20 protein-coding genes are annotated in these 25,065 nt (G+C 42.1%); 2 read left to right on the top strand and 18 right to left on the bottom strand.

All coding sequences use genetic code 11. From position 1 onward, the window contains the following. Window positions 1–82: 82 nt before the first annotated feature. The gene (locus NQ556_RS04325) at window positions 83–628 is read right to left on the bottom strand and encodes a chromate transporter (protein ID WP_008372007.1); all 546 of its coding nucleotides are present in this window, start codon (window positions 626–628) and stop codon (window positions 83–85) included. Further along, window positions 625–1,194, bottom strand: coding sequence for a chromate transporter (locus NQ556_RS04320; RefSeq protein ID WP_008372009.1), 570 nt, complete (start codon window positions 1,192–1,194; stop codon window positions 625–627). The genes NQ556_RS04325 and NQ556_RS04320 overlap by 4 nt, the downstream gene beginning before the upstream one ends. 101 nt (window positions 1,195–1,295) lie before the next feature. Here NQ556_RS04320 and NQ556_RS04315 point away from each other — a divergent pair, with 101 nt between their 5' ends. Beyond that, window positions 1,296–2,228 carry a LysR family transcriptional regulator gene (locus tag NQ556_RS04315; protein WP_008372012.1) on the top strand — a complete coding sequence of 311 codons (933 nt, stop codon included), beginning with the start codon at window positions 1,296–1,298 and terminating at the stop codon, window positions 2,226–2,228. A gap of 41 nt (window positions 2,229–2,269) precedes the next feature. Here the strand turns inward: NQ556_RS04315 and NQ556_RS04310 are convergent, their stop codons facing one another. Beyond that, window positions 2,270–4,588: an ABC transporter permease gene (locus NQ556_RS04310; protein ID WP_204575849.1), complete on the bottom strand. Its 2,319-nt coding sequence runs from the start codon at window positions 4,586–4,588 to the stop codon at window positions 2,270–2,272. Window positions 4,589–4,602: 14 nt separating this feature from the next. Further along, window positions 4,603–5,301, bottom strand: coding sequence for an ABC transporter ATP-binding protein (locus NQ556_RS04305; protein WP_204575847.1), 699 nt, complete (start codon window positions 5,299–5,301; stop codon window positions 4,603–4,605). Window positions 5,302–5,630: 329 nt separating this feature from the next. Here NQ556_RS04305 and NQ556_RS04300 point away from each other — a divergent pair, with 329 nt between their 5' ends. Next, complete coding sequence (locus tag NQ556_RS04300; protein ID WP_044998946.1) at window positions 5,631–6,959, top strand: MATE family efflux transporter; 1,329 nt, start codon at window positions 5,631–5,633, stop codon at window positions 6,957–6,959. A gap of 155 nt (window positions 6,960–7,114) precedes the next feature. Here NQ556_RS04300 and NQ556_RS04295 read toward each other — a convergent pair whose 3' ends face one another. From NQ556_RS04295 to gcvPA, 14 genes are all read right to left on the bottom strand, one after another. Beyond that, complete coding sequence (locus NQ556_RS04295) at window positions 7,115–8,488, bottom strand: NAD(P)/FAD-dependent oxidoreductase (RefSeq protein ID WP_008372024.1); 1,374 nt, start codon at window positions 8,486–8,488, stop codon at window positions 7,115–7,117. A 371-nt stretch (window positions 8,489–8,859) separates the two neighbouring features. After that, window positions 8,860–9,393 (bottom strand): prolyl-tRNA synthetase associated domain-containing protein, encoded by a 534-nt coding sequence (locus NQ556_RS04290; protein WP_044998948.1) that lies wholly within the window; start codon window positions 9,391–9,393, stop codon window positions 8,860–8,862. A gap of 159 nt (window positions 9,394–9,552) precedes the next feature. Beyond that, window positions 9,553–10,341, bottom strand: a complete 789-nt coding sequence (locus NQ556_RS04285) for a hypothetical protein (RefSeq protein ID WP_173699314.1) — start codon at window positions 10,339–10,341, stop codon at window positions 9,553–9,555. Between the two features lie 902 nt (window positions 10,342–11,243). Then, window positions 11,244–13,880, bottom strand: coding sequence for a pyruvate, phosphate dikinase (ppdK, locus tag NQ556_RS04280; RefSeq protein ID WP_008372032.1), 2,637 nt, complete (start codon window positions 13,878–13,880; stop codon window positions 11,244–11,246). A 345-nt stretch (window positions 13,881–14,225) separates the two neighbouring features. Beyond that, window positions 14,226–15,626, bottom strand: a complete 1,401-nt coding sequence (locus NQ556_RS04275; RefSeq protein WP_022220665.1) for an aminopeptidase — start codon at window positions 15,624–15,626, stop codon at window positions 14,226–14,228. Window positions 15,627–15,697: 71 nt separating this feature from the next. Further along, window positions 15,698–16,519, bottom strand: a complete 822-nt coding sequence (gene folK, locus NQ556_RS04270) for a 2-amino-4-hydroxy-6-hydroxymethyldihydropteridine diphosphokinase (protein ID WP_008372039.1) — start codon at window positions 16,517–16,519, stop codon at window positions 15,698–15,700. A gap of 13 nt (window positions 16,520–16,532) precedes the next feature. Beyond that, window positions 16,533–17,342, bottom strand: coding sequence for a dihydropteroate synthase (folP, locus tag NQ556_RS04265; RefSeq protein ID WP_008372041.1), 810 nt, complete (start codon window positions 17,340–17,342; stop codon window positions 16,533–16,535). Between the two features lie 16 nt (window positions 17,343–17,358). Continuing rightward, a complete protein-coding gene (locus NQ556_RS04260) occupies window positions 17,359–17,895 on the bottom strand; it encodes an HD domain-containing protein (protein WP_008372043.1) in 537 nt (178 codons plus the stop codon). A gap of 4 nt (window positions 17,896–17,899) precedes the next feature. After that, a complete protein-coding gene (gene folE, locus NQ556_RS04255; protein ID WP_008372045.1) occupies window positions 17,900–18,454 on the bottom strand; it encodes a GTP cyclohydrolase I FolE in 555 nt (184 codons plus the stop codon). Beyond that, entirely contained in the window at window positions 18,448–19,773 is a 1,326-nt protein-coding gene (locus NQ556_RS04250) for a bifunctional folylpolyglutamate synthase/dihydrofolate synthase (protein ID WP_008372047.1), read from the bottom strand. The genes folE and NQ556_RS04250 overlap by 7 nt, the downstream gene beginning before the upstream one ends. 80 nt (window positions 19,774–19,853) lie before the next feature. Further along, the gene (lpdA, locus tag NQ556_RS04245; protein WP_022220667.1) at window positions 19,854–21,257 is read right to left on the bottom strand and encodes a dihydrolipoyl dehydrogenase; all 1,404 of its coding nucleotides are present in this window, start codon (window positions 21,255–21,257) and stop codon (window positions 19,854–19,856) included. Between the two features lie 14 nt (window positions 21,258–21,271). After that, window positions 21,272–22,270 (bottom strand): lipoate--protein ligase, encoded by a 999-nt coding sequence (locus tag NQ556_RS04240; RefSeq protein ID WP_008372051.1) that lies wholly within the window; start codon window positions 22,268–22,270, stop codon window positions 21,272–21,274. A gap of 30 nt (window positions 22,271–22,300) precedes the next feature. Beyond that, entirely contained in the window at window positions 22,301–23,731 is a 1,431-nt protein-coding gene (gcvPB, locus tag NQ556_RS04235; protein WP_008372053.1) for an aminomethyl-transferring glycine dehydrogenase subunit GcvPB, read from the bottom strand. Then, window positions 23,731–25,044 carry an aminomethyl-transferring glycine dehydrogenase subunit GcvPA gene (gcvPA, locus tag NQ556_RS04230; RefSeq protein WP_008372055.1) on the bottom strand — a complete coding sequence of 438 codons (1,314 nt, stop codon included), beginning with the start codon at window positions 25,042–25,044 and terminating at the stop codon, window positions 23,731–23,733. Before gcvPA ends, gcvPB begins: the two co-directional genes overlap by 1 nt. Window positions 25,045–25,065: the final 21 nt, after the last annotated feature.

The raw sequence follows: 25,065 nt of genomic DNA, 5'->3' as shown, positions 1-25,065 counted from the left end.
TTCCTATGAAACAAAAAGAGAGTTACCCTCTTACAAATCTTCAAATTTGCAAAAGAATAACTCTCCTGTTCTATCTATAAATCTATCCAATCCCAAGCACACCATATCCAACTATTCCAAACACCGTCGCAAGAATGATCACCTTCGGTACTGACCAATTCTTCTTCAATATCAGATAGAACATCACCACTCCGATCCCGCACCCAAACCAGTCAATCCTCGCATCCGGAAAATAATTTTCCTGCATCAGATCCAGAATCACCGCAAGGATCATTGCGATGCAGATCGGCTTGATCACATTTAACATACAGCTCATAATATCATTGCCACGGAACTTTGCGAAGCACACCGCTACGCCAAGCGCCAGCGTATAAGCTGGCATCAGCACGCCCATAACCGCTGCAATCCCACCCAGAACATCTGCCGTCTGCATCCCGGCAAAAGTCGCACAGTTAATCCCAAGCGGTCCCGGTGTCATTTCTGCGATAGCGATCAAGTTAGTCAGATCCTCCGCCGTCATCCAATGATTGACCTTCATCTCCTGCATAATAACCGGGATCATCGACATTCCGCCAAAGCTGGTAAATCCGATTTTCATAAACGCTGTAAAAAGTCTGAGATAGATCATGCCGTCTGTCCTCCTCTTGTCTTTTTCACCGCTCTTATAGAAAGCGCCAGTATCACTCCCGCTACGATCATCACCACATTACTGATATCCGTAAATACACAGAGCGCCAGTGCTAACGCACAGATCGGGATTGCTGATTTTCTGCGGAACGCTTCTTTCCCCAGTGAAAGTGCCGCACTTCCCATAATCGGAACTACCGCACAGCGGATTCCGCGAAGTGCCGCATAGCACCAGACATTACTATTCAGCACCTTATAAAATGCAGTAACAAACGACAGGATCAGAACCGCCGGACAGGTCATTCCGAGTACTGCACAGACACCTCCGAACCAGCCACCTACATAATAGCCAAACAGCATACTGATATTGGTGATCATAATTCCGGGAACTGACTTTCCAACTGCAACCATATCCAGCAGTTCCTCTTTTGTGATCAGCTTTCGTTTATCTACAAACTCCTGCTCCATCTGCGCCAGAATGCTCCATCCGCCTCCAAATGTAAAACATCCTATCTTAAAGAAAAATGCAAACAGCATCAGTCCATTTTTGATTCTCTCTTTACTCATCTCTTCTTCCTCCTGTTTCTTTACTTTATCATCTCTATTGACATTAGTAAAATATATGTTTTATTATTAAAAATATAGTTTAAACCTATGGAGGATTTTTTATGAACTGGAATCAGCTGCAATATGTCATCACCATTGCCGAAGAAAAAAGTATCACCAAAGCGGCGCAGAAGCTTTATATTTCCCAGCCTTCCCTTTCCTTAAGCATTCAGGCTCTGGAAAAAGAAACCGGAATCCCTCTTTTTGAGCGGAACCGTGGCGAGATGAAGCTTACCTATGCAGGCTCCCTTTTCTATGAATGGGCAATTTCTACCCTCCACTCTCATACCCAGTTGGAATGGAAGCTTGGTGATATCGTTTCCGGCTCCCGGACACTGATCCGGCTGGGTCTCAGTCCCCACCGAAGTGAACGGCTTCTGGCACCGGTTCTGGAACGCTTTTATTCCATGTATGAGAACTGTGATATCCAGATCATTGAGCAGCCGACCTATATCCTGCGGCAGATGCTGGAAGAGGACAAGCTGGATCTGATTCTCGATATTTCCAGCCCGGACACTATCAATTATGAGAGTGAGCTTCTGGTAAAGGAAAGTTTTGTCCTGGCAATCCCTGACTCTCTGTGTCCTTTTTCCGATCCATCACAAAAAGAGGAGGACATCTCTGCCACTCCCCAAATTCATTTGCCTGCGTTATCTGCAATTCCATTTATTCTGCTTTCAGAGGATCACGATCTCGGAAAGATCAGCCGCAAGATCTGCGAGACTGCCGCTTTCCATCCGAATATCCGCTGCATCTGTACCAGCAGTAATACTGCCTTTTCTCTTGCAAGACGAGGGATGGGTGCTACGTTTCTTCCGGAAATTTATGCACGAACAACTTCCTTTCCGAATATTCATTTCTTCACCCCGGATCACTTTCATGACACCAGGGACATCTGTGCTGTCTATCGGAAAAATATTTATCATCACGCACAGTTCCAGGCGCTTCTTGCTCTCCTCCGCGAGATCGTCCCGGCAATCTACAGGGCAGCTTAGTCTGCCCTGATCCGTACCTTAATTCTCTTATTTTCTGCCTCTTACTCTACATTTTTCAGTGCCTCATCCATCGGCACATGTTTAATCCTTCGATATTCTATCATTGCCACAACTGCATAGGTTCCGATTCCGATCAGGAATATTTCCACATAGATCTTCGGATCGATCCAAAGTGCGATCCAGCCGGAAATACTGGTCAGCATCATTTCCCGGAACAGCACATTCATAACTGCTTTCTCAATCGGCAGGCTGAGAAGCAGACAGATGATCACCACGATAGTTGTCGACCAGATATAAAGCCTGCTGATCTCTCCATTGGTATATCCCAGGATCTTCGTCATGGAAATAGCCTGTGCATTTTTCTCAATAATGATCTTGGATAACAGATAGATCACAACCATATAAATACCGATTGCAAATGCGTTGACCATCCCCATCATATTTCCCATAGATACATCCAGCTGTCTTGAAATCTTTGTCAGTGCTTCCAGATCAAGCACCGAACCGATGTATTTTCCGTCAATATCCTTGATCTTCGAATTGGAAAAATATCCACTGAAATAATCGTTTCCCAGATCAAAGGTATCATTCAACTTCTCCTGTGGCATAAAGACACAGATTCCACCGCTGTATTTGTAGATTCCTTTAACCTTGAATGTATACTTTGTCTTTTCATATTTTTCTTTCAACGTGATCGAGTCGCCCGGCTTCAACAGAAACTTCTCTGCATAGGCACTGGAAATATAGACACCGTCACCGTCCTCCAGATCTGCATCGATATATTTACTGTCCGGTTTGATTCCATACAGGATCACTTCATCTGTCTTATATTTGCTTGGCAATGTTTCCAATGAGTAAGCGCTGAACGCTTCCGCATCTTCATTTTCCGTCTTTGTTCCATAAGAGAACTGTAAAAGCTCCAGCATACTGTCCAGTTTGTTTCCGCTCATCGCACTTACCGGAACCTCCAGCATATACTGGTATTTTGCAAGCATATTGCTCTGGATATCCTGCTGATAGTGCGAAAGTACTGACGGCAGCAAAAGTCCAAAGAATAAAAGCAGATTCGCAAATATGATTCCAATAAAAAGTACAATGTAATTGCTCATATTCTGGAAGATTACACGGAGCCGGAATCGATGAAAGATTCCAAGCTTCGGACTTAGCCGGACTGCTCTTTTCCGCCTACTTCCAGAAAGATCTCTTCTCAGAAATTTCAGCGGTGAAAGCCTCAGCTTGTAACGAAGGATTCCATAGTTGACTACCAGCATGATCAGCACCGGAACCACCGTTGTCATCCAGAAAGCCTCTGCATTCCATACTGTCACATAGGTCGGCAGACTATAGCTTCCATAATACATCCCCGCACATACTTTTTTCAGTGCTGTATAACCCAGAATATTTCCGATCACCGCACCGATCAGCGTGACGATCACCGGAAGTGCCATGTAATGTCCGATCAGTTCTTTTCTTGTATACCCAGAAGCCCGCAGAGTTCCGATCACGCCTGCTTCTTTCCGGATTGTATTGCTGATCGTGATTCCAAATACAAACGCAATGATCACAATGATCATATAGAGGAGCATTGTGATCATTGCACGGTCACTCCCCATATCATCACCGGTAAATGTAATTGCCTGGTTCAGATACTGTGGCACAAAAGACTCCAGAGTGACTTCTTCCCCCAGTGCTTCCATCAGATCTTCCGACATCTTTTTTTCCTGTTTTTCATTTTTCGGTTCTTTGTCATACACCCAGGAATAACTGTACTGAATCTTATCCTGATTCAGAGATTCAAACTCTTCCGGTGTTACAACCGATACCCCGAATTTGATTGCATCAAACATGCTGTCATTATTGTTCTGGAACAGGCAGCTATAGTCAGACAGTGCCACAAATCCTGTGACTTTCCACTTTTGTGAACCACTTTTCAGTGTATCTCCGACAGAAATCTTATTATTGTCCGCATACATACGGTCAATTGCCATTTCTCCTGCTTTTTCAGGAAGCTTTCCTTCCATCAGGCACACCAGGTTGATCTCTTCCCTGTTTTTGAAAATACGCATGGTACTTCCATTATCCAGTGCCTCTTCCAGATAAAAGTTTTCATACAGCGTCACACCATTTTTCTCGATGTTTTCCTGTTGTGCTTTGGTAATTTTTTTCTTTACCCGGAAATTTCCATCTTCAATCTTGTATTTCTCAAAGCCTTCATTATATGCTTTTATCATGCTTCCGTCAGCAACCAGAAAGCCGGATACAAACCCAATCGTTGCAATCATAAGGATCAGAACCACCAGGTATTTTCCAATTTCTCCCTTCAGTTCTCTCGGAAGCCGTTTTCTCAACGGACTCTTCATAACACGCGTCCTCCTTACCATTCCAGCTCACTTGCAGAAAGTTTATGCTCATTACAGTAATTTTTGCGGATCATTCCATCACGAAGTTTTACCACCCGGTCTGCCATATTCTTGATTGCATCGTTATGGGTAACCATAACAATGGTATTCCCATATTTCTGATTGACTGTTTCGATCAGCTTCAGAATTTCCTTGGATGTCTTATAATCCAGCGCACCGGTTGGCTCATCACAGAGCAGGATGTCCGGATTTTTGACAATTGCACGTCCAATCGCGGTTCTCTGCTGCTGTCCTCCGGAAAGCTGGTTCGGCAGCTTGTTCTGATGTTCATAAATACCCAGCGTTTGCATCAGCTCATCCACATCCAGCGGACGATTACTTAAATAAGCACCGATTTCAATATTTTCTCTAAGTGTCAGGTTTGGAATCAAATTGTACATCTGGAATATATAACCCAGATGCTTTCTCCGGTACAGGGACAGCTTCTTCTCTGTCATATTCTCCAGCTGTTCTCCATCAATCGTAATACTTCCTTCATCTGCCCCGTCAATACCGCCTATAATATTCAGAAGAGTCGATTTTCCGGAACCGGATGGTCCCAGAAGCACACAAAACTCTCCTCTTTCAATTTCCAGATCAAATCCTTTCAGAACATTTACCCGGCTGTCGCCTGTTCCAAACGACTTTTTGATCCCCTTAATCTCTAAAAACATTCCTCTACTCCTTCCTTTAGTTACTCGTATCATAGTAATGTTATATTTCATACACTCATGTTAGTTTAGGCTTACTTTTTTGTCAATATTTTAATTGTTATTTTTTCAAAAAGATATTGACAAATGGAAATAAAATTTTTAAAATAACTATCTGTGTAATTTTATACCAAAATCTTTGTGGATTTTTCTGGATATCAAAATAGATATCTACTTTTCGCCACATAACTTGTTGCATACAGCAACAGTTATGTGGCTTTTTATATATCGGGCTTCTGCCCTTTTTTACAGATTTTGTACCTTATGCTTTATATTTATCAGGAGGAATGTTTATGAACCAGACTTACATGAAAGAAAAACCGATTCTGCCGCTTCTGCTTTCCATGGCTCTGCCAATGGTGATCTCAATGATGGTCAACTCTCTTTATAATATTGTTGACAGCTATTTCGTTGCACGGATCAGTGAAGAAGCAATGACTGCTCTGTCCTTAGTCTACCCGATCCAAAATTTTATCACCTCAGTCGGTGTCGGCTTTGGAATCGGGATCAATGCTGCCATTGCCTTTTTCCTTGGCGCCCAGGATCAGAAAAAAGCGGATACAGCTGCCACACAGGGACTTTTTCTCTCTGTCATCCACGGTATTGTTCTTACCGTAGTCACAATTGCCGTAATGCCGCTATTTTTACAGATTTTTACAAAAGACGTGACCGTTATTCAGATGGGAAATGCCTACTCCCGGATCGCATTTGGATTTTCCATTGTAATCTCTCTTGAAATTACCTGGGAAAAAATTTTTCAGGCAGTCGGACGGATGCGCGTGTCCATGATCTGCATGATGAGCGGATGTATATTCAATATCGTACTGGATCCACTTCTGATCTTCGGAATCGGACCGTTCCCGAAAATGGGAATTGAAGGAGCCGCACTTGCAACCGGTCTTGGTCAGGTTGTCACACTGGTACTGTACCTTGCCTTTTATTTTACCAGACCGCTTCCGGTGAAGATTCATAAAAGCTGCCACGTAGACCGTGCCATGGCCGGACGGCTTTACGCGGTTGGAATCCCTGCCACTTTGAATATGGCACTTCCATCCCTGCTTATCACCGCACTAAATGGGATTCTCTCCGCCTACTCCCAGGTTTACGTGGTGGTGCTCGGAATCTATTACAAGCTTCAGACCTTCCTGTATCTTCCGGCAAATGGAATCATCCAGGGAATGCGTCCGTTGATCGGATACAACTACGGTGCCGGTGAGACAAAGCGTGTCCACAGACTGTTTGCCGATACCCTTTATCTGAGTCTTGGGATCATGCTCTTTGGTACCGTTTACTGCCAGATCTTCCCGGATTCACTGATCGCACTGTTCAGTTCTAATCCGGAAACCATTCAGGCAGGAGGAATAGCACTTCGGATTATCAGCCTCGGATTTTTAGTTTCTTCCGTGTCCATCACCAGCTCTGGTGCACTCGAAGGACTTGGAAAGGGAACACCGTCCCTGATCATCTCACTGTGCAGATATACGATCATCATTATTCCGGCCGCATTTATCTTAAGCCGGATCTTCGGGGCTTCCGGGATCTGGTACGCATTCGGAATTACCGAATTTGCAACTGCTGTGATCGCCTATATGACTTACCGGCGGGCAACCATAAAAAAATAGGCATATCTGCATCAAAAAGTTCTACTACTTTTTCGATACAACAAAAACCGTAAATCCGGATTTGCTCTTTACAATACTGCAAATCTCCGGATTTACGGTTTTTAATTTTCTCTTTATTTTACTTTTCCATCCCAGTCCGACTTTTTATTTGCAGACTATTCTTCTTCGCTGATAATATGTCTCGCAACATAAACACCACTTGCAGATGCATGGGACAGAGAATGTGTAACACCACTTCCGTCACCGATCACATACAGTCCCTTATGGCAGCTTTCCAGATTCTTATCGATCTCTACTTCCATATTGTAGAATTTTACTTCCACACCATAGAGAAGGGTATCGTCATTTGCTGTACCAGGTGCTACCTTATCCAGAGCATAGATCATCTCAATGATTCCATCCATGATTCGCTTTGGAAGAACCAGACTCAGATCACCAGGCGTTGCTGATAAGGTTGGTGTTACCAGACCTTCTTCAATACGCTTTTCTGTACTTCTTCTTCCACGTACCAGATCACCAAAACGCTGTACGATCACACCACCGCCTAGCATATTGGAAAGTCTTGCGATACTTTCACCATATCCGTTACTGTCCTTAAATGGCTCAGAGAAATGCTTTGCAACCAGAAGGGCAAAGTTGGTGTTGTCCGTCTTTTTTTCATTTCCTTCATAGCTGTGTCCGTTTACTGTGATGATACCGTTTGTATTTTCATTTACCACAATACCGTTCGGATTCATACAGAAAGTACGCACATTGTCCTCGAATTTTTCTGTACGGTATACGATCTTGCTCTCGTAAAGCTCATCTGTCAGGTGTGAGAAGATCACTGCCGGAAGCTCTACACGGACACCAATATCCACACGGTTTGATTTGGTCGGGATTGCAAGATCCTTGCAGACCTTTTCCATCCATTTGCTTCCGCTTCGTCCGACAGAAACCACACATTTCTTACATTCATAAGCGCCATTTTCACATATAATGCGGTATCCGCCATCAGTGATCTCGATTGTCTCAACCGGTGCATCAAAGAAGAAGTCCATTTTATCCTTCATCTGATCATAAAGATTCTGAAGAACGACATAATTGATATCTGTTCCCAGATGACGTACAGATGCATCCAGAAGATTCAGCTTATTCTGAAGGCAAAGCTTTTTAAATTTTGTTCCGGCTGTGGAGTACAGTTTTGTCCCTTCTCCACCATTTTCCATATTGATCTCATCGACGTACTTCATCAGCTCAACAGCCTGTTTTTTACCGATATACTCAAATAAAGTTCCGCCGAAATCATTGGTGATATTGTATTTTCCATCTGAAAATGCTCCAGCTCCGCCAAATCCGCACATGATCGAGCAGCGTTTGCAGTTGATACAGCTCTTTACTTTTTCGCCATCAATCGGACATTTTCTCTTTTCCAGCGGATAACCTTCTTCAAATACTGCAATCTTGCAGTCTGGTTTCTTTTTCATCAACTCATAAGCAGCAAAAATCCCGCCTGGTCCGGCACCGATAATAATTACATCATACTTCATCCGTATATCTCTCCTTTTATTTGCATGATAAAATATAATTTTCACTAAATTGCCTGTGTCATAAATATAGACTGTAATATATGTGCAATTCTATACTATGTCACATAATAAAACTGCCGCATATCTGTCTGTATCCAGATGATTCTGCACGGCAGTTGTTCTTCTTTTGCACAACCTTTCATATTTTAAGAGAAATCTTTCTTTTCGTCAAGGTGTTTCTTTCTTTTTTGTATGAATTTTGCATGAATTTATTTTGTTTTTTATATAGATTTTGTTATATTTTTCATTATCCAGTTTTTATATTTGCACTGTCAAAAATCTTTCTGTTTCTATATTGCTGTTTCTGCTACCCTTTTCATTTTCTGGCGGATTTACAGCTTCACGATGGTCGGCTCATGTTCCATTGCCGGAATAATCTTCTCCACCAGATCTTTTGTCCGAAGTCTGAGACTCGATGTATTGATGCATGGATGACATCCTATATATTCTCCTGTAAGCACATCTTCATCGATCAGAAGCCGTACCATCCTGTCCTTATCATTCATCAGTCCAAGCACACTTAAAGATCCCGGCGTGATGTCCAGATATTGTTCCATATACTCCACTTTTGCAAAAGAAAGTCTGGACGAACCAATCTGCGCTGACAGATCCTTTGTTTTAAACACCTTATCCCCCGGAAGCATCAGTAAATAAAACTGTGTCTCCTGTCGGTTGCATAAAAGCAGATTCTTGCAGATCGTCGCCTCCAGCGTCCGGTCGATTTCCTCGCATGCCTCCATTGTCATTGCGGCTTCATGGTCGATTCTCTGGTATACGACTCCAAGCGAATCAAGGAAGTCATATACGCGGATTTCCTTGTCCAATCTGCCTTGTGTGTCTGTTGGTCTTCCGTTTACTAATTCCATGTAGTTCTCCTCCGTCCTAGACTTTATTCTTTTTAAACATTTCATTCTCTGCATACTTGTATAGCAAATGTTCATCGCGGTGTAAGATTTTTCCAAACAGCTCTATCTCTCCATCAGGGTATCCTTCTCCCCAACAAGCTAATTATATCATAAGTCCTTTTATATCAAATATTTTTCTATCAGATTCTCTATTATCTTTGAATTCAATACATTTTGTTCTGTCTCAAAAGATATAATCAACCGATCGCCTGGATATATATGATTTATTTGATACAATTCTATTTTTCGCACAGCTGCTCTTGCATAATCCTGTTTATCCATCATTCCTTCATGTTCCCAATATATTTCCCGGTAAGTCTTTCTTGACAAAAATGTAAAATCTGGATACACGGTACCATACCCTTTCAGATGAAGTGGCTTTTCATATTTGTAAAGAATATTCTTTCTATAAAAATAATCTGCTAATATCTTCTCTGACTTTGATCTGACACGTTCTCCCTTCTCAGTAAGAATTAATGGTGTTCCCTCCTTGAACTCTTTCCCCTGATATTCTTCTTCATACCATTTTGTAAGCAGCTGATCCCATGTTGGTTCGATCGGAGTTACCAGTAATTGTCTCGCTTTATTCATAGACGTATAAATTTTCTCAATTTCATCATCCGAATAATTTTTTGTTATTTTCTTTATTTGTTTAAGCCTTGTTTCCCCTTTTTTTATCACCGCTTCATTATAACCTTTTTGTGCAAGACGTCTCGGCAACTCTTTTTCATCTCTTGGAATGTAAATTCCTTTGCTGTCATTTATGCATTGATAATAACGTGGCTTATTTTGATCTATCGAAATTCTAAGGTGTCCTTCTGGTTCTGTACTTAAGTTAGTTTTAGCTTGCATAACGATTTTCTCCAAATGTTTTTGCTCTTGGAGAAGCATATTTTTTAATTTATACATAGACTATCCCCCTTTATTTGAAATTGTTTTTTATCTATCGTTTTATTTCTTTTTGATTTATTTTCGTGTTTCTAATTTTCCAGTCAAGTTATTTCCAGAATTTTCTTGATCTATTTTCTAATTTTTGTATTCCAGTCAAGCAATTTTCAAGATCTTCTTGATCTATTTTTAAGTCTTCAAACATACGGTCAATCTATTTCCTGAGTCTTCTTGATCTGTTTTCAAGTTTTAGCTTTTCCAGTCAATCTATTTTCGTTTTTTCCTTGATTCATTTTCAAGTTTTTAAAGTTACAGTCAATCTTTTTCTACAATCTTCTTGATTTGTTTTTAATTTATTGGATTTACAATCAATTTATTTCACCAATTACATTGACCTAAGATTTAATCATTTGATATATGATCAACATTTCCTGTCGCTTCCATTGATTTACTTTAGATATTTGTGGATTACAATCAATTTTCTTCTTCATCACAATTGATTTATTTCTTATTCCATAGAATATCATCAATTTTTCTTTCCACTATTATTGATTTGTTTTAGATTTTAATAACTTGCAATCATCTTACGCTCTTCTAAAATGATTTTATAAGAATATTTCAGATTTAATTGGTTCATTGTATCATATACATTTTAAAAAAAATAGTGATTTTTTTATTTTAGCGCAAATTTAATGTTTTTAAATTTTAACGATATAAAATAAAACTCACCCTGCAAATTATATTCCTTGCCACAGCAATCATCAAAGTCTCCTAAAATTAAAGACTTTGACTTGTTTCCATGAAACATGGAATGCATTCTTTACCAGAAAAAATCTTCCCGATAGAAAAATCCCCCTGACATCCATTTCATAGATATCAGGGGGATTCTATTATTCATTATTCGCTATAATATCTGTATATGCTTATTTTGCATTCTTCTGAGCGATTGCAGCCTGAGCAGCAGCCAGACGAGCGATCGGTACACGGAATGGTGAGCAAGATACATAATCAAGACCAATGCTGTTGCAGAATTCTACAGAGCTTGGATCTCCACCATGTTCTCCACAGATACCAACGTGAAGTTTCGGATTAACCGGTTTTCCGAGTTCGATAGCCATCTTCATAAGTTTACCAACACCTGTCTGGTCAAGTTTAGCAAATGGATCATTCTCGAAGATCTTAGCGTCATAGTAAGCTTCAAGGAACTTACCAGCATCATCACGTGAGAATCCGTATGTCATCTGTGTAAGGTCGTTTGTACCGAAGCAGAAGAAGTCAGCTTCTTTTGCGATGTCATCAGCTGTAAGAGCAGCTCTAGGAATTTCGATCATTGTACCAACTTCGTACTCAAGGTCGCTTCCTGCAGCAGCGATTTCAGCGTCAGCTGTTTCTACTACAAACTTCTTAACATATTTAAGCTCTTTGATATCGCCAACCAGCGGGATCATGATTTCCGGTTTAACATTCCAATCCGGATGAGCTTTCTTAACATTGATAGCAGCACGGATAACTGCGCTTGTCTGCATCTTAGCGATTTCCGGATAAGTTACAGCAAGACGGCATCCACGATGTCCCATCATTGGGTTGAATTCGTGCAGAGAGCTGATGATTGCTTTGATCTGGTCAACAGATTTGCCCTGTGCATCAGCAAGTTTCTTGATATCTTCTTCTTCTGTTGGAACGAATTCATGAAGCGGTGGATCAAGGAAACGGATAGTAACCGGATTTCCTTCCAGTGCTTCATAAAGTTTTTCGAAGTCTCCCTGCTGTTCCGGAAGGATCTTAGCAAGTGCAGCTTCTCTTTCTTCTACTGTTTCAGAGCAGATCATTTCACGGAATGCATCAATTCTGTTGCCTTCGAAGAACATATGCTCTGTACGGCAAAGTCCGATACCTTCAGCACCAAGTTCGCGGGCTTTCTTAGCATCAGCTGGTGTATCAGCATTTGTACGAACTTTCATAGTTCTGTACTTGTCAGCCCATCCCATGATTCTTCCGAATTCACCTGCGATTGTAGCGTCTACAGTCGGGATGATTCCGTCATAAATGTTACCTGTAGATCCATCAAGAGAGATTGCATCTCCTTCATGGTATTCTTTTCCACCAAGTGTGAATTTCTTGTTTTCTTCATCCATGTTGATGTCACCACAACCAGATACACAGCATGTTCCCATACCACGTGCAACAACGGCTGCGTGTGATGTCATACCACCACGAACTGTCAGGATACCCTGAGCAGACTTCATACCTGTGATATCTTCCGGTGATGTTTCAAGACGTACAAGAACAACTTTTTCTCCTCTTGCAGCCCATTCTACAGCATCATCAGCTGTGAAGACGATCTTACCACAAGCAGCTCCTGGAGATGCTCCAAGTGCTTTAGCCATCGGTACAGCAGCTTTCAGTGCAGCTGCATCGAACTGTGGATGAAGCAGTGTATCAAGGTTACGAGGATCGATCATAGCAACTGCTTCTTCTTCGGTTCTCATTCCTTCATCAACGAGATCGCAAGCAATCTTAAGAGCAGCCTGAGCTGTTCTCTTACCATTACGTGTCTGAAGCATGTACAGTTTACCATGTTCTACAGTAAACTCCATATCCTGCATATCTCTGTAATGTGTTTCCAGAGTCTTGCATACTTCTTTGAACTGTTTGAATGCTTCTGGGAATTTCTGTTCCATTTCTGAAATGTGCATTGGTGTACGAACACCTGCAACTACGTCTTCTCCCTGAGCATTTGTAAGGAATTCTCCGAACAGTCCGTTATTTCCTGTAGCTGGGTCACGTGTAAATGCAACACCTGTACCACAGTCATCACCCATGTTACCAAATGCCATCATCTGTACGTTAACAGCAGTTCCCCATGAATACGGGATATCGTTGTCACGACGGTATACATTTGCTCTCGGGTTGTCCCATGAACGGAATACGGCTTTGATAGCTCCCATTAACTGTTCCTTTGGATCTGTCGGGAATTCAGCACCGATTTTTTCTTTATATTCTGCCTTGAACTGGTTAGCTAATTCGTGAAGATCTTCTGCTGTAAGTTCAACGTCCTGTTTAACGCCTCTTTCAGCTTTCATCTTGTCGATCAGTTCTTCGAAGTATTTTTTACCTACTTCCATAACTACGTCAGAGTACATCTGAATAAATCTTCTGTAGCAGTCCCAAGCCCAACGTGGGTTGCCTGATTTTTCAGCAAGTACATTGACAACGTCTTCGTTAAGACCAAGGTTCAGGATTGTATCCATCATACCAGGCATAGATGCTCTTGCACCAGAACGAACGGAAACAAGAAGTGGATTCTCTTTATCACCGAATTTCTTTCCTGTGATTCCTTCCATCTTTGTAATAGCTTCCATGATCTGAGCCATGATTTCTTCATTGATCTGTCTTCCGTCCTCATAATACTGAGTACAAGCTTCTGTTGTGATTGTGAAGCCCTGTGGCACTGGAAGACCTAAGTTTGTCATTTCAGCAAGGTTAGCGCCTTTTCCACCAAGCAGGTTTCTCATATCGGCATTACCTTCTGTAAACATGTAAACCCATTTTGTTGCCATTTTACAATTCCTCCTCGTTATTGGTAATTGATATATATAAAACTTGAAAATCACAGTCAGACTGGTAACTGTCTGCTCTTTTCATATCTTATATCGCCCTTAAAAAACGGATTTTACCGCACTAATATTGTAAATGTTTTAACTGTGATAGTCAACCCTTATGCACTTTTTTTCGTACAAAAAAAGTGAATTTATCGAAGAGTTCAATTTCTTCAAGTGATTTCTTCTATAAAAAAATCTCCGTAATTAAATTTCTTTTATATACTAAAAATTTTGTTATTATCAAAAAAGAACTCAGGCAAAACCGGACTGCATCCATTGTTTTGCCTGAGTTCTTTTCATCTCTTACATATTCAGAAGAAATGCTCTATATCCCTTTACTGCTTCATACACATCAGCTTTGCTGCTGACTTCATAAGGTGCATGCATAGAAAGTACAGCAACACCGCTGTCGATCACTTCCATACCATAATTTGCCATAATATATGCAATGGTTCCGCCGCCGCCTACATCGACTTTACCAAGTTCTGCGAACTGGTAAGTAACGCCTGCATCGTCCATCACCTTGCGCAGTCTTGCAAGATATTCTGCATTTGCATCATTGGATCCGCTCTTTCCGCGGCTTCCTGTAAACTTGTTGAATGCAAGTCCCTTTGTAAAGAAAGCGGCACTTCTCTTTTCAAATGCTTCTGCAAACATCGGATCATAAGCAGCACTTACGTCAGAAGAAAGCATTCTTGAATTAGCAAGTGCACGGCGTACCTTCAGTTCAGATTCACCTTCTGTAAGTGCAACAAGCTCTGCAACTGTATTTTCAAAGAAACGAGAATGCATTCCAGTTGCTCCGACGCTTCCGATCTCTTCTTTATCTACTAACAGACAGCATCCTGTACGCTTTGCATTTTCCACATCCAGCATGGCGAACAGAGAAGTAAATGCGCAGACTCTGTCATCCTGTCCATAAGAAAGGATCATGCTGCGGTCAAATCCACAGTCTCTTGCCTTTCCGGCCGGAACAATTTCCAGCTCAGCCGATGCAAAATCCTCTTCTTCGATTCCATAGTTCTCTTTTAAAATATGAAGTACGTTAGCCTTGATCGTTTCTTTTTCTTCTTCATCAAGTCCCTCCGCTTTATCAAGTGGACTGTTTCCAATCAGAAGATCCAGCTTTTCTCCTTCGATCACTTCACTTGCTTTCTTTGACATCTGGTTTGCTGCAAGATGAACAAGAAGGTCTGTAATAACAAATACCGGATCAGACTCTTTTTCCCCAATGCTGATCTCTTCTACGCTTCCATCTTTTTTCGCAACAACACCATGAAGTGCCATCGGTCCTGTTACCCACTGGTATTTTTTGATTCCACCATAGTAATGTGTATCCAGATAAGCCATTCCTTCACTTTCATATAATGGATTCTGTTTCACATCAATACGTGGTGAATCGATATGAGCTCCAAGGATATTCATACCGTTTGAAAGCGGTTCTTCGCCCATACGGAACATGGCAAGCATTTTTTCCATGCATACCGCATATACTTTATCTCCTGCTTTCAGGCTCTTTCCTTCTTTCAGAACATCTTTGATATCCTGATATCCTGCTTCTTTCGCCATCTCAACCGCAAGCTTTACGCATTCACGCTCTGTCTTTCCGGCATCCAGGCAAGCTTTGTACTTTTCATTGATTTCATGAAGTTCTTTTTTGGCAGCTTCATCATAAGAGCTCCAGAGATTCTTTTTTTCTTCCATTTCTATACCTCTCTTCAATTCAGTTGGGATTCCCCACAATGCTTTCAGTATAACCCTCTCCCGATAAGAAGTCAATTATTACCCTTTAACTTTACAAGCATTTCCGTCATCGTTTCCTTCAAAACCGGATGCCGTTTATGCGGTGCGATCTCACACATTGGTCCAAGCACAAATTCCCTGTTCTGCATATCGATATGTGGTATACATAAATCATCCTCTTCAATGATCTGATCCCCATAGAAAATGATGTCCAGATCCAGTGTTCTCGGTCCCCATCTGCGGATCCGCTTTCTTCCGGCTTCCTGCTCAATTCGGTGTAACAGCTCCAGAAGCTCATGCGGGGTAAGCAGTGTTTCCATTTTCAGTGCCCCGTTCAGGAATTCATCCTGATCCGTCACGCCATATGGCTCGGTTCCGATCAGTTTCGATACCTTCAGGACTCTGCAAAGTTTTTCATTTTTCAGCTCTTCTACCGCATTCTCAATGTATTTTTTCTTATCACCCATATTCGATCCGAGTGCGATAAACGCTTCATTCCAGCAACGTTCAATCTTCACAGAAACCGTCTCAAGCGGCAGTCCTACCGGTGCCCATGGTTTCTTTACTTCCACCATGACTTTCCGGATCTTCTCATCAAATAATAAGATCTCTTCTGCAAGCTGCTCTGCTACTGCTTCGATCAGCCTGTAATTCTTCTCTTCCATCTTTTCTTTTATCAAATGGGAAATGGTTCCGTAATTCACAGACGCTTCCAAGTCATCCGTTTTTCCCGCCTTGCGTGTATCCACATACAAAATGCAGGAAACCAGAAACTTCTGTCCCAGTCTGTTTTCTTCCGGATACACCCCATGATTTGCAAATATTTCTAGGTTTTCAATTTTTATCTGATCCATCTTTTTCTCCTGCTTACTCTCTTGCCAGAATCACTTCTGTCATCTTGATCGCTCTGCGGTTTTTCTCAGCATCATGAACGCGCACAAATCCATAATGACTCTGTACTGCCATCACGGTTGTGACAAGAGTTCCTTCTTCTCTTTCTGTTACCGGCAGATCCAGTGTCAGACCGATCATGGATTTTCTGGAAGTTCCAAGAAGCATCGGATATCCAAGTCCGTTAAAAAGCTCCAGATGCTTCATCACATCCAGGTTCATCTCGTAGGTCTTTCCAAATCCAACCCCCGGATCCAGCATGATCCGGTCATCTCCAATCCCAGCCGCTTTCGCTGTATCTACACACTTCTGCAATTCTGCATACATATCCTTCAGGAAATTCTTGTACACCGCCTCATTTTTATTATGCATCAGACAGCATGCCGCATCATATTTTTTCACAAGACCTGCCATCTTTTCATCGTACTGGAATCCCCAGATATCATTTACCAGATCTGCCCCTGCCTGAAGTGCTGCCTCTGCCACATCACTCTTATAAGTATCAATCGAAACCGGCACATCAAAATTCTTTTTAACAGCCTCGATAACCGGCGCAGTTCTTGTAATTTCTTCTTCTGACGTAATCTGCTGGTGTCCTGGTCTTGTGGACTCTCCTCCGATATCCAGGATATCGGTTCCGCCTTCTAAAAGCTCTTCTGCATGACGCATTGCCGCATCATAACCGTTCCACTTTCCCCCGTCCGAAAAAGAATCCGGTGTCACATTCAAGATTCCCATAATATAAGTATGTTTTGCTGTGTCAAATTCTTTATTCCCAATTTTCATTTTGTTTCCTCGTTTTCTACCAGATGATTTTCTGATTCTTCTTTTCTCCGCTCCAGTTACAGTCCTTCTCAGCCGGACACGTATAACACGCACGGGAAATCTTATCTGCATCATAAAGGATTTCTGCAAGCTGCCACTTATCCTGCCCTGCATTTTCTGTCTCTTCTGCATTGCCCCGGTGACTTAAAATTGCAAAAAGAATCCTGTCCGACTCCTCCTTTGTAAATCCAGTCTCTTCCAGAATCCTTTTTGCAATTTCAGCACTCGCTATCTCATGGGGAACTCCCGCCTTATACTGCTGCCATTTCCCGATATCATGAAGTAATGCCGTCGCATAAATCTCTTCTTTTCCAAAGGCATATCCACGCTCCATCGAAAAAATATACATCAGACGTGCCACGTCCAGAAAATGGTTCATATCATGATGGCAGAATATTCTTTCCTTTTCTGCATCTTTATTCTTTACCAGTCCTTCTATAAAAAGAGGATGCTCATATATTTTCCAGATTCTCTGCATGCTCCTCTGCTCTTCCAGTTTTCGTTTTATTTCCATCGCACTAACCTATCATACGGAAAAACATGTTCTGCAGCTTTTCATTTTCTTCAAATGCACCTCTTGTAACAACACTGACCGTCTTGCTTCCCGGCTTCTTGATTCCACGCATGGTCATACACATATGCTCTGCCTCAGCAAGTACCATTACTCCCTTTGGATGAAGATTCTCCATCAGGGCATCCGCGATCTGTGCTGTCATCTGCTCCTGCAGCTGAAGTCTTCTGGCAAACACTTCCACAGTCCGTGCAAGCTTGCTAAGTCCCACTACCTTTCCATCCGGAATATAGGCAATATGAACCTTTCCGTAAAATGGCAGCATATGATGTTCACACATGGAATAAAACGTAATATCTTTTTCCACAACCATCTCATTGTTTTCTGCTGTAAATGTCTTTTTCAGGTGTTCCGCTGCATCCTCATTCATTCCGCCACAGATTTCTTCATACATTCTTGCAATCCGGTCCGGTGTCTCAGCCAGTCCTTCCCTATCCGGATCTTCACCGATTCCTTCCAGTAAAAGACGGATTGCCTGTTCTACTTTTTTATGATCTACCATAATGTTCTCTCTTCCTTTTTTCTTTCAAACACGTTTGTTTCCCGTTCAAGTCTTATCACTTCTCCCAGATAAGATAAGGAACCAAACACCAGAACAACATCTTCTTTCCCACATTCTGCTTTTGCTTTTTCAAGCGCATCTGCAATGTTCTCTGCCGGTTCTGACTGTATGTTCTTGGCCTTTAATACTTCACATAATCTCTCTTTTCCCAGATTCCTCTCCCCATTTGGAAGATCGATCGTATACACCTTTGAAAGATACGGAGCCATGATCTCTGCGATTTGTTCATATTCTTTATCTTTAAAAACCCCCATCACACCGACAATCTTTCTGTCCGTCAGATAGGTTCTCACATTTTCCGCAAGTCTTCTTGCGGCATCCCTGTTATGTGCTCCGTCGGCGATCACGGTCGGTTCTTTTTCAAGTACCTGAAACCGTCCAGGCCATGTCACTTTCACAAATCCCTTTCTTACAGCGTCTTCCGGAATCGAAACACCGTTCCTTCTTAACGCATCCACAGCTTCCAATACTGTCGCCGCATTGTCAATCTGATATCTGCCAGCCAGGCGAAGACGGATATCTTTATATTCTCCATAAGAGAAAATCTGTCCATCCATCGTTTCTTCAGAAATCACAGCCTTTTCCGGATGCGAAACCACAAACCGGCATCCACACTCTCCGGCCTTTTTCTGGAGAATATCGGTCACAGACATCTGCTGTGGCGACGTGACAACTGCCAGACATGATGGTTTTATAATTCCGGCTTTATTTTCTGCTATCTCTTCTAATGTGTTTCCCAGCACTCCGATATGATCCATACTGATCGATGCAAAAATACTCAAAACAGTTGTATCTATTACATTTGTCGCATCAAGAAGCCCACCCATCCCGGCTTCCAGAACGACATAATCACACTGTTTTTCTCTGAAATAGAGAAATGCGATCGCTGTTTCTATCTCGAAAACAGTTACGGTGAGATCCGTTTTTTCTTCTACTTTTTCTGCTGCCTCTTTCACCTGAGATACAAAAGGGGCGAGCTCGTCCTCCGCCATCCATTGGCTATCAACCTGAAATCGTTCCATATATCCCATCACGGTCGGAGAACAGTATCTTCCGGTTCGGTATCCAGCCTGCTGCAGGATACCGGAGAGTCCGGCGAGAATCGATCCTTTTCCATTAGTCCCGGCTATATGTATAAATTTCAAATCTTTCTGCGGATTTCCAAGCTCACCCAATAAGCTCTTTATACTATCTAAGCCAAGTACACTTCCGTATTTCGATACATGATCCAAATATACCCTTGCTTCTTCGTATAACATGATTTAATTTTCCTTTTTGTACTTTTCAGCATATGCTGATATCTGAATATTTTATCATATTCCCTTACTGCTGTACAGTTCTATTTCTTTTTCTTTGGTACAACGTGGATCGCTCCACCCTCTGCTTCTTCCAGGGCTTCTCCGATTCCTTCATTATACGTCGGATGTGCACGCATTCCCTTCAAAAGCTGTGCAACCGTCATTTTGTTTGCGATCGCAGTTACAAATTCACCAACCATGTCTGTGGCTCTTGCACACATCATCTGTGCTCCGAGAATCACATCTGTCTCTTCATCTGCCACAATCTTGATAAATCCTCTTTCTTCTTTTGTAATAAGCGATTTACCATTGGCACTCATGATAAATTTACCAGTCTTCACTTTGATTCCCTGTTCTTTGGCTGCATCTTCGGTAATACCTGCTGATGCGATTTCCGGATCTGTATAAACACATCCCGGAACCACATCCAGATTCACAGAAGGTTCTTTTCCCGCCAGCTGTTCTGCAACAACGATTCCCTGTGCACTTGCTGCATGGGCAAGCTGTGCACCAAAGATCAGATCACCGATCGCATAGACTCCCGGAATACTGCTTTCGAATTTGTCATTTACAAGAACGCGTCCTCTTTCCATATCCGGAGCAGCACCTTCTGCAAATAATCCGTCGGTATTCGGGCATCTTCCGACTGCACACAGAACATATTCTGCTTCTACAGTCTGTTCTTTTTCTTTTTCAACGAAGGTACATACACAAGTATCCCCTTCCATATGCACACCCTGTACTGCTGCTGATGTATGGCTTTCTACGCCACGTTTCTTCAGGATCAGTTTCAGGTTTTGTGCGATCTCTTTATCCATATTTGGAACCAGGCGCGACATTGCTTCAAGAATGGTAACCTTAGATCCAAGTGCGGAATATACGGTTGCAAATTCTACACTGATCACACCACCACCGATGATAACCAGACTCTTTGGAACTTCTTTCAGCTTAAAAAGTTCATCACTTGTCAGAACTCTCGGAAGATCCATTCCCGGAATCGGAAGAATCAGTGGTTTGGAACCAGAAGCCAGAATGACATTCTCTGCTTCGACAGACTGTTCTTCATTCCCTGTAATCTTAACTTTTTTCCCCTCAAAAAGTGTGCCTTTTCCATAATATCTTGTTACGCCGTTTGCCTGCAGAAGCTGTTCTACTCCCTGAACAAGCTGTCCGGTTGTCTGCTCCTTATATTCCAGTATTTTTTCAAAATCATAAGTAACATCTGATGCTGAAATTCCGAAACGATCCGCTTCTTTGATTTCACGATATAATGTCGATGCATGAATCATTGCTTTTGCCGGAATACATCCCCTGTTCAGGCATGTTCCGCCGACTTCTCTCTCTTCGATCACTGCGGTCTTCATTCCAAGCTTCGCAGATTTGATTGCTGCCACATATCCTCCCGGACCGGCTCCAATTACTACTACATCAAACTTCTCACTCATTTTATTTCATCCTCCTACAGTTCCTCGCCCCGAATCCATTCGATAATGTCTTTCATCATCTCTTCTTCCTGTGGATCATCTGACCAGAAAAGCCCCAATTCCGTACAGATACTTTCCTTTCTGTACTTCAATCCTTTCAGATACTTCGGAAGTGTATGTATGAAATCCGGATTCAGTGCATCCGACCATGCAATTGCATCCTTGATCTTTCCTGATTCTACTGCAAACTGAAGTGTAATCCCTCCCCATCCAAAACGGTGGGAAAGCTCATACTGAAAATCAATTTTTCTTCCATAAAGCCAGTTCCATGAAGAGAAAAATTTCTCTCTTTCTGCAATTACTCCGGTATCAAGGTCTTCTATTTTTTTATCACGTACCTTTAATCCGTATACCTTTTCAAATGACTGTTTAAGTGCCACCTTCAGTTCTTCCATTGTAAGCTCCGGAAGATAATCTCTTAAATTTGTCACTCTGGATTTTACTGAATCAACCCCCTTTGATTTCAGTTTATCCTTTGATACAGTCAGATATCTGGATAAGGTTTCCATATTTACTCCTACCATGATCGTGCCATGATGATAGCAATGCTTTTCCTGCTCATAAAACGCATTCCCCGAGAATTTCTTTCCATCGATCAGGATATCGTTACGCCCGGATTTTTCAGCCTTCAATCCAAGGATCTCCATCGCTCCTATGATTACCTGAAGCTGCCGGTCCAGATTATATTCTTCTTTATTGATCAGAAATGTGAAGTTCATATTTCCCAGATCATGGTACACAGCTCCGCCACCTGACAGGCGTCTGGCAAGATGACCACCTTCTTCTTCAAGCTTTGTTGTTCTACATTCTTTCCAAGCATTTTGATTCCGTCCGATAACAACTGTATTCTGATTCTGCCACAGATAAAGAATACATTCTTTATCCTCGCAGTGGAGGAGCAAATACTCCTCCACTGCAAGATTTCTATATGGACTGAACTGATTGCTTTCAATATAAGTAATCTTTTCAATCATAGTTTTTCCCTCGCTTTAAGCTATAACTTATTAGTCCTGCCATTCGTATCGCAGATATGGATGTCTTGCTGCTCCAACCTCATCCATTCTTGTAACCGGTGTTGTAACAGGCGCCTGATGAAGCTGTTCGGCATCTGTTTCTGCGATTTCATACAGTTTGCGTAATACTTCTACTGCTTCATCCAGAGTTTCTTTGGACTCTGTCTCTGTCGGCTCTACCATCAGTGCTTCCTCAACGATCAGCGGGAAGTACATTGTCGGTGGATGGATACCGTTATCAAGAAGTCCTTTTGCAATATCCATTGCAGAAATTCCTGTTTTCTTTTTCAAATCTGCAAGACTCATTACGAATTCATGCATACATACCTCGTCATACGCCATTGTATAAAGGTCTTTCAGTTTGTTCATCATGTAATTTGCATTCAGAACTGCATTCTGGCTCGCTTCCGGAATACCTTCGCGTCCCAGTGTCTTCACATAAGTAAGTGCTTTTACGATGACTGTAAAGTTTCCATAGAAGCTCTTCATCTCACCGATGCTCTGTGGTTCTTTTACAAATTTCAGTTCTTCTTCCCCATCTACTACATAAGATGGAAGGAACGGAACCAGCATGCTCTTGCATCCAACAGGTCCGCTTCCAGGGCCACCGCCACCGTGCGGAGTTGAGAATGTTTTGTGAAGATTCAGATGGATCACATCAAATCCCATATCTCCAGGGCGAACAGTTCCCATAACTGCATTTAAGTTTGCTCCGTCATAGTAGCAAAGTCCGCCACAGTTATGAACGATCTCCGTAATCTTCAGAATATTCTTATCAAAAAGTCCTACCGTATTTGGATTGGTAAGCATAAGTCCTGCTGTATCCTCTCCGCATACTTCCTGTAATTTTTCAAGATCAACACCACCATCCGGTGCAGATTCAATGCTGACTACCTGGAATCCTGCCATTGCCGCACTTGCCGGATTGGTTCCATGTGCAGAATCCGGAACGATAATTTTCTTTCTCTTTTCGTCTCCACGGCTCTTATGATATGCTTTGATCAGAAGAAGTCCTGTAAATTCTCCGTGAGCACCGGCTGCCGGCTGGAATGTCATACGATCCATACCTGTGATCTCGCAGAGAAGATTTTCAGATTCTTTGATGACTTCCAGGCATCCCTGTACCGTATGTGTCGGCTGCAGTGGATGGATCTCTGTGAATCCCGGAAGTGCTGCCATATCTTCATTGATCTTCGGATTGTATTTCATTGTACAAGATCCGAGTGGATAAAAACCATCATTCACACCATGTGATTTCTTTGCAAGTTCTGTATAATGTCTGCTCAGTTCAATTTCAGAAAGCTCTGGCAGATGAAGTTTTTTCTCTCTTTTATCTTTTTCCTGTGGAAGTGTTACTTCTACATCGCATTCTGGCAGTAAATCGCAACCTCTTCCAGGTCTGCTTTTTTCAAATATTAACATTACTGCACCTCCTTCAGAATCTGAACAACTGCGTCCATCTCTTCTTTGGTATTCACTTCTGTACAGCACCACAGAATTCTGTGTTCGTCAAGCGGAAATCCTCCAAGGATTCCTTTTTCCTCAAGTGCTGCAAGTGCTTTTGCGGCCGGAACATCGGATACAGTTACGAATTCATGGAAAAATTCTCCTTTGTTCTCGGTCTGATATCCAACTTTTGCAAGTTCTGCTGAAAGATAATGTGCTTTTGAAGTTGAAAGTGTTGCTGCTTTCTTAATCCCTTCATTGCCCATTGTTGCCAGATAAACGCCTACTGCAAGTGCGCAGAGTGCCTGGTTTGAGCAGATATTGCTGGATGCTTTTTCACGACGGATATGCTGTTCTCTTGCCTGAAGAGTAAGTACATAACCTTTCTTTCCATTGTGGTCTTCTGTCTGTCCAACAATACGTCCCGGAAGATTTCTCATCATCTTCTGTGTTGCAGCCATAAATCCAAGATATGGTCCGCCGAATGCAATAGAAAGTCCAAGTGGCTGTCCTTCGCCAACTGCCACATCAGCTCCATATTCTGCCGGTGTCTTTACTACACCGAGAGAAATCGGATTGACATTCATCACATATTTCGCACCAGCTCCATGTGTGATCTCACCAATCTCGGCTGCTTCTTCCAGATTACCGTAATAGTTCGGATGTTGGATCAGTACACATGCTGTCTGTGCATCTACATGTTCTTTCAGATATTCAATATCTGTAAGTCCGTCTTTTTCCGGAATTACTTCTATTTCCATTTCATTACCGAAGCAGTATGTTTTGATTGTTTCAAGAACATATGGATTCACGGTAGCTGAAACAAGTGCTTTGCTACGTTTTCTGTCACGGCACATTGCCACACCTTCTGCGGATGCTTCTGCACCATCATATACGCAGGCATTGGAAATATCCATTCCTGTCAGATCACAGATCATGGTCTGATATTCAAAGATCGACTGCAGGATTCCCTGGCTGATCTCTGCCTGATAAGGAGTATATGCAGTTAATAAATTTTCTTTTGAAATCACGCTCTTTACTGTTGCCGGAATAAAATGCCGGTAAGCGCCTGCGCCGCGGAAAATCGTCTTAAAGACCTGATTCTTTGCAGCAATATTTTCCATATCACGACGTACTTCTAATTCTGTTTTTCCTTCCGGAATATTAAGACCGCCCTGGATCTTTACTTCTGCCGGAATGTGTGCGAACAAATCATCAATTGTCTGAAACCCGATTTCTTTCAGCATTTCCTGACGCTGTTCTTTTGTATTCGGTACATAGCTTCCCATAAATGGTCCACCGCCTTTCCC

Origin of the sequence: Coprococcus comes ATCC 27758 (assembly GCF_025149785.1) — a bacterium.
Taxonomy (GTDB): domain Bacteria; phylum Bacillota; class Clostridia; order Lachnospirales; family Lachnospiraceae; genus Allocoprococcus; species Allocoprococcus comes.
This window is presented reverse-complemented; position numbering and strand designations above follow the sequence as displayed.